At 43.1% G+C, this 6,720-nt stretch carries 6 protein-coding genes; 5 read left to right on the top strand and 1 reads right to left on the bottom strand.

Annotated features, from left to right (window positions below):
- The 3 genes from E7204_RS09070 to E7204_RS09060 form a co-directional block, all read left to right on the top strand.
- Positions 1-288, top strand: a 288-nt coding sequence (locus tag E7204_RS09070) for an aldo/keto reductase (RefSeq protein ID WP_295183852.1), incomplete at its 5' end; no start/stop codon positions are given.
- 973 nt (positions 289-1,261) lie between these two features.
- Entirely contained in the window at positions 1,262-2,140 is an 879-nt protein-coding gene (locus tag E7204_RS09065) for an aldo/keto reductase (RefSeq protein ID WP_295183848.1), read from the top strand.
- Between the two features lie 152 nt (positions 2,141-2,292).
- A complete protein-coding gene (locus E7204_RS09060; protein ID WP_295183847.1) occupies positions 2,293-3,531 on the top strand; it encodes a multidrug effflux MFS transporter in 1,239 nt (412 codons plus the stop codon).
- Positions 3,532-3,855: 324 nt separating this feature from the next.
- Here the strand turns inward: E7204_RS09060 and guaC are convergent, their stop codons facing one another.
- Complete coding sequence (gene guaC, locus E7204_RS09055; protein WP_006556499.1) at positions 3,856-4,842, bottom strand: GMP reductase; 987 nt, start codon at positions 4,840-4,842, stop codon at positions 3,856-3,858.
- A 306-nt stretch (positions 4,843-5,148) separates the two neighbouring features.
- Here guaC and thiT point away from each other — a divergent pair, with 306 nt between their 5' ends.
- Both thiT and E7204_RS09045 read left to right on the top strand, forming a co-directional pair.
- Positions 5,149-5,685 carry an energy-coupled thiamine transporter ThiT gene (gene thiT / locus E7204_RS09050; protein WP_295183844.1) on the top strand — a complete coding sequence of 179 codons (537 nt, stop codon included), beginning with the start codon at positions 5,149-5,151 and terminating at the stop codon, positions 5,683-5,685.
- A 30-nt stretch (positions 5,686-5,715) separates the two neighbouring features.
- A partial coding sequence (locus tag E7204_RS09045; protein ID WP_295183843.1) for a molybdopterin-guanine dinucleotide biosynthesis protein MobB occupies positions 5,716-6,720 on the top strand: 1,005 nt, incomplete at its 3' end.

Genomic DNA, 6,720 nt, shown 5'->3' with positions numbered 1-6,720 from the left:
GGTAAAGACGGTATTTTTACCAATCCAATCTTAGAAGAAATCGGTAAAAAATATAACAAATCCACTGCTCAAATTATGATTCGTTGGCAGTTACAGCGTGGCATTGTATGCCTCGCCAAGAGCTCCAGCCCTAAACGGATGGCGCAAAATCTCGACGTATTTGACTTTAGCCTTACCGAAGAAGACATGGCGGCCATTAAAACCATCGATAGAGATACAACCGTGTTTATGAGCCATTACGATCCGCGCATGCTTGAGGAATTATTAACTAGAGCCGTTGAGGCGTAAGCCCTTTATGTGGCTTAGCTCTAATAATTGAATAAAGGGTCCTGACCATCCTGTTTGCTCCTGGGTGCATTCTGCACAAAAGTCGCTACACAGGATGGTCAGGGCCCTTTTTTGCATTCAGCTTATTTAGGACCTAGGCCACATAAAGGGCTAAAACGCCATGACCGGCCTAGTTAATAGGGGGAGAGGGGGAAGAGTTCGTATAGGCGAAGCCTGGATGCGGCCGCGACTTAACTAAATAAAATAACGACCCTCTCTATCCTGTTTGCTCCTACGTGCCGCGGGCACAAAGAGTCGCGTCACAGGATAGAGAGGGTCGTTTTAGTGTTTATCTAAATTAGAGCTTCCGACGCGGCCGCATCTAAGGTTAGCGCCGTATACCGAATCAATAAGAGAGGGGAAAAAGGTGAAACGGCGAAGCCCTTGGTGTGGCCCTAGGCAGTGAATAAGATAAACCCAAAAAAGCCCCTATACATCCTATGAAGCGACTTTTGTGCCCGCGGCACCCAGACCCATTCCCCCAACCGTTATGTGAAACGGCGAAGCCCTTGATGTGGCCCTAGGCAGTGAATAAGATAAAACCTAAAAGAGCGTTATCAGCCTGTGCAGTGACTTTTGTGCCCGTGGCACCAGGTCCACCCCCCAGCCGTTATGTGAAACGGCGAAGCCCTTGATGTGGCCTAGTAGCTAAAGCAGCTGAAACGCTAAAAGACCGTTACTATCCTGTGAAGCGACTCTTTGTGCCTGCGGCACGTAGGAGCAAACAGGATAGTAACGGTCTTTATATTCAGTTATTTAGCACTAGGCCACATCCCAGGCTTCGTCTTTCAGTATAACAATACCGTATACTGCTATGGATAACTACTATTGTACTTTAACGATAAGTTTCTATATACTTACACATGTAAGTTACGTAGAAGTGTTCAAGAAGTTGTTCTTGAATGCAAGTATTTTTAATAAAAGGAGCGATAGTATGACTATGAATAATTACAACGAAAAAGAAGTTATTTTGAATAATGGTGTGAAGATGCCGATTTTAGGCTTTGGTGTGTATCAGATTCCAAGTGAAGCGACGAAACAAGCGGTATTGGAAGCGTTAAAAGTTGGTTATCGTCACATTGATACAGCGCAAGCTTACTTTAATGAAGCAGAAGTTGGCGAAGCGATTGCCGAATCCGGTATCCCTCGTGAAGACATTTTCTTAACTACTAAAATCTGGATTGATAACTATGGTTATGAAAAAGCCAAAGCGTCCATCGATGAATCTTTCAGAAAGTTAAAAGCCGATTATGTAGATTTATTCTTATTACATCAGCCATTCAGTGATTACTACGGCGCGTATCGTGCCCTTGAAGATGCATACCGCGAAGGTAAGGTAAGAGCTATCGGTGTAAGTAACTTCTATCCGGATCGTTTGAGTGATATCGTGGCATTTACCGAAATTAAACCGCAGGTAAATCAGGTGGAAACACATCCGTTCAATCAGCAAATCGAAGCTCAGGAAAATATGATTAAAAACAATGTACAGTTAGAATCTTGGGCATCATTTGCGGAAGGACGCAACAATATTTTCACAAATCCTGTTTTGATGGATATTGCTAAAAAATACAATAAATCAACGGCTCAGGTTATGATTCGTTGGCAGGTACAACGCGGTATCGTTTGCTTAACGAAGAGCGTTAGACCGGAACGTATGGCAGAGAACTTTGATGTGATGAATTTTGAATTGTCTGCCGATGATATGGCGCGCATTCAATCGTTAGATACAAAGACAAGCTTATTCTTCAGCCATCAGGATCCGGATACAGTAGACTTTTTCATTAATTTGGTAAAAGAACGTCGCAATAAATAAGATTAGTGGCGAAAAAATATGTTTTTAACAAACTGATAACAATGTTTTGTTTGAAATAACTTTTTTCAAAAATATAAAGGTGTAGTTTTTAAGGGACAATGATACGATTCATTTCACATCATTGTCTCTTATTGAGTGAGGGAGTGATAGTTATGGAATTTGTAAATAAAATGAGAAATAATTCATTTATATTCTTATCCGTGTTGGCTTCGTTGATGGCGGTTAACTCCTTATCGACGGATGTATACTTACCGGCGTTGCCTGCTATGACGGAAATGCTGGGACCGGGTGCGGAACTCACAATCAGTGGCTATTTATTCGGTTTTATGATTGCCCAACTCGTGTGGGGACCTATTAGTGATAGTATAGGGCGCATTAAGCCTTTAATTATGGGCTCGGTATTATTTGTTATCGGGACCATCGGTTGTGCGACCGCCGATACCATGACCGAACTCGTTATTTGGCGAATTTTTCAGGCTATCGGCGCCTGTGTAGGTCCTATGTTGTCGCGAGCCATGATTCGCGACCGTTACAGCCTCGCTGAATCGGCTGACAAATTATCCTTGATTACCATGCTTATGGCAGGGGCACCAATGGTAGGCCCATCTATTGGTGGTTTAATCGTTGAATTTGCCTCTTGGCATATGATTTTCTGGGCCGTTGCCATTGTTGGTGTTTTAATCGGTATCGGCACATTCTTTTTACCGGAAACATTGCCGGAAGAACGCCGTAATAAAGCGGGCATTAAAAATGCTTTTAAAATTTATGGTGAATTAATTACCGACTGGGCATTTATGAAATATACATTGTGCGTTGCCTTTTTCTATATGGGCGCGTACGCCGTCATTGCCGGGACCCCTTACGTATATATTACATATTATGGAATACCAGAACGCTATTTTGGGGCGTTATTTGCCATGAACGTTATCGGCATTGTTATCATGAGTTCTTTGAACCGGGTACTCATTACTCGTTATACGTTGGATACCTTGCTTCGGGCCGCTACCTTTGGTTCCTTTTTAGCCGTATTCTTGCTGATTTTTATGGTATACACCAATGTGTGGGGCGTGTATGGTGTTATTTTGTCAGTAGTTCTTATTTTTTCGACAAATGGCATTATAGCAGCCTGTGCGACAGCCGCAGCCCTTGACAAAGCAGGAGATAAAGCAGGTACCGCAGCTGCTCTCATCGGATCTTTGCAATACGGTAGCGGCATCGTATCTTCCGTAGCCTTAGCTATCCTCTTCAACAACACACCATGGCCAATAGTAGGCACCATTGCGGTATCTATTGCCATCACAATGTGGCTCGCCTGGAGCAAAACACCGGTTAGTGAAAACGATGAAGACAACGATAACATAAAAGCTAATGATGAATGCACCCAAGAATAAAAATAAGAGCTAAGATTTAATACGGCGACACCCTTTGCTGTGGCTCTAGGTGCTAAAGTAGCAGAAACGAAAAAAAGACACTATACATCCTGTGAACCGACTTTTGTGCCCGTGGCACCCAGCGCCCCACCTAGGAGCTAAGATCTAATACGGCGACACCCTTTGTGTGGCCCTAGGTGCTAAAGTAGCAGAAACGCAAAAAGACCCTATACATCCTGTGAACCGACTTTTGTGCCCGCGGCACCTAGGAGGAAGCAGGATGTATAGGGTCTTTAAATTTTATACGTAGCACTCAGGCCACAGCAGGGCTTCGCCTATTACGACTTAGCGATCCCCATTGAATATCGAATTCTTCACAATAACATAATCCACTTTTCGAATTGCGGTCAAGTTATTACCACCTGCATAGGAAATAGAGGACTGTAAGTCTTGTTCCATTTCAGTTAAGGTATCGAAAAGGCTGCCTTTGGAAGGAATGTACATTTTTTTACCTTCCACGTTTTTACGCTCGCCTTTTTGCGATTCGGAAGCGGAACCAAAGTATTCTTTGTATGGTTTGCCGTCGATTTCAACTTCTTTACCCGGAGATTCGGTGTGACCTGCAAAGAGGGAACCGATCATAACGAAAGTAGCGCCGAAACGAATAGATTTAGCAATGTCGCCGTGGTCGCGGATACCGCCGTCAGCGATAACAGGTTTAGTAGCCGCTTTGGTGCACCAACGAACAGCGGATAGCTGCCAGCCGCCGGTACCAAAACCGGTTTTTAATTTCGTGATACATACTTTACCCGGTCCAATGCCGACTTTAGTAGCGTCAGCACCGGCGTTTTCAAGTTCACGAACGGCTTCAGGAGTACCAACATTACCGGCAATAACGAAGCTTTCCGGTAATTGTTTTTTAATATGCTGAATCATTTCAATAACGGAATTGGAATGACCGTGAGCGATATCGATGGTAATATATTCAGGAGAAAGACCGGCTGCTTTAATTTCATCAACGAAATCAAATTCTTCTTTTTTTACACCAATACTGATGGATGCAAATAAGCCTTGTTCTTTCATACGTTTAATAAAATCAAGACGAGTGTGTGGAGCAAAACGGTGCATGATGTAGAAGTAATTGTTGCGGGCTAATTTTTCAGCCAATTCTTCATCAATAATCGTCTGCATGTTGGCCGGTACAACCGGTAAACGGAATGTGCGATTGCCGAGTTTTACTGAAGTATCACATTCACTGCGGCTGTTAACAATACATTTATTCGGGATTAACTGAATGTCTTCATAATCAAAAATGTTTGTTGTATTAATCATGGAAGGCCTCCTTGTAATAACATAAATATCCATTAGACATTATATAGGAAATAGAGCGCTTTGGCAAGTCTAATTCGAACAGTATGATTTATATATCGTTTTAATGTTCGGATTTTGTAAATGTCATGTTTTCTTTTTGTAAAAACTTTGATACTTTGGGCAAAAAAAGGTATTGAGTTGATTTATACTTCGCTCTGGCGGTATAATTAAATTATATTTGCAAGCAATTGGGTAAAAAGCTTAAGGAGAACGCAAATCATATCTTTACTGTTGTTGTGATAACGACCTATGGTCGGGAGGATATTTATGGAACAAAAACAACGTACAAGAATGTTGGTGGAAGCGGGTTTATCGATTGCAATCGCATATGTATTACATTTTGTAGTCCTCTTTCAAATGCCGCAAGGCGGTTCGGTGAATGCAGCTAATTTGGTACCGCTTATCATTTTTGCCATTCGTTGGGGTGGTAAATGGGGCGTCATTACCTGTATGGCTTATGGTATCATCGATTTTTTATTGGGCTTCAAATTTTCGCTTCATTTTTTAAGCATCTTACTGGATTATATTTTAGGCTATGGTGCCATCGGTGTTGCCGGCTTCTTCGGTAATAGTCGTGGGCGCGCTATTTTAGGCGTTACGGCGGGATGTGCATTACGCTGGGTCTGCTCTGTTGTGTCGGGCGCCGTCGTATTTGCTTCTTACGCACCGGTCGGTCAAAATCCATGGATTTATTCTATGATTTATAATGCCAGTTATATGGTGCCGGAATTAGTTATTAATATGGCGGTTATTGTACTGTTCTATAACCGTATTATGAAAGGAATTCGTTCGACGCGCGGCTAATTGTGGCTGAACGAGTTAATGGAGTTATTTATGAAACGTCTTTTAGTAGAACGTACAGATATGAACCAATTGCATGATATGGGGCTTCTCATAGTGTGTGGCGGTCAAAGTACTCGCATGGGACGTGACAAAGCATCGTTGCCTTGGCAAGAAGGCACACTTTTGACCTCGCTCATGACCAGGGCGAGGTCCTTTGCTTTTTCACATATCGTTATCGCCGGTAATCAACCGGTCGATTTACGAACTTTACCGGGTGAACTCTATGCGATGCATCCTTTATCGGATTTAAGTGGTCGGGTACGCCTTAGTGATACTGAATTGGCCACAGTAGAACCTCATGATGTGCATCGTTTGGAATGGGTGTTGGAAAACGAACGGACCTTGTCCATCTATTTAACGGCCGATCAGGGCGAACCATGCGGCCCTTTGGGCGGTTTGGCGGTCGGCCTTAGTGAAGGGCATTGTGATGCTTATTTGGCGGTGTCGGTGGACATGCCATTATTTGACAATTTTGACTTTGGCGATGTAACAAAACTTCGCTCTCATTTGGGGAGAACCCCGGTAGATTGTATTGTGCCTACTATAAATGGCAATTTAGAGCCTTTAGGGGCTTTATATAGCCAGCGCTGTCTGCCGGTTATCATAAAGTTGTTACAGCAAGGGGAACGCCGTTTGCGGGCCATTTTTGACCATTGTCCGACGGAGTATGTCGATGTATCGGTTAAAGCCTATGCCTATAAAAATGTAAACACTTATAATGAATATAAGGCGATTCGGGCTTTAGCGTATAACAGTACTCGTCAAAAACCGATTATTTCCGTGGTGGCCAGTCAGTCTAAAACGGGCAAAACCGAAGTGGCTACACGCTTAATTAAGGCTTTGGATGAACTTGGCTATAAAGTTGGTTTTGTCAAAAGTGATGGTCATGGTTTTACCATGGATTCAGAGGGTACTGATACGTGGAAGGCCGATAACGCCGGCGCGAAGGCTGTAGCCATTACCGGGCCTACCGGGTATGCGATTTTAAATAAGACG

Source organism: Veillonella sp. (assembly GCF_015058545.1).
GTDB lineage: Bacteria > Bacillota > Negativicutes > Veillonellales > Veillonellaceae > Veillonella_A.
Note: the sequence above shows the minus strand (reverse complement) of the source record. Positions and strands in the feature narration are given on the sequence as shown.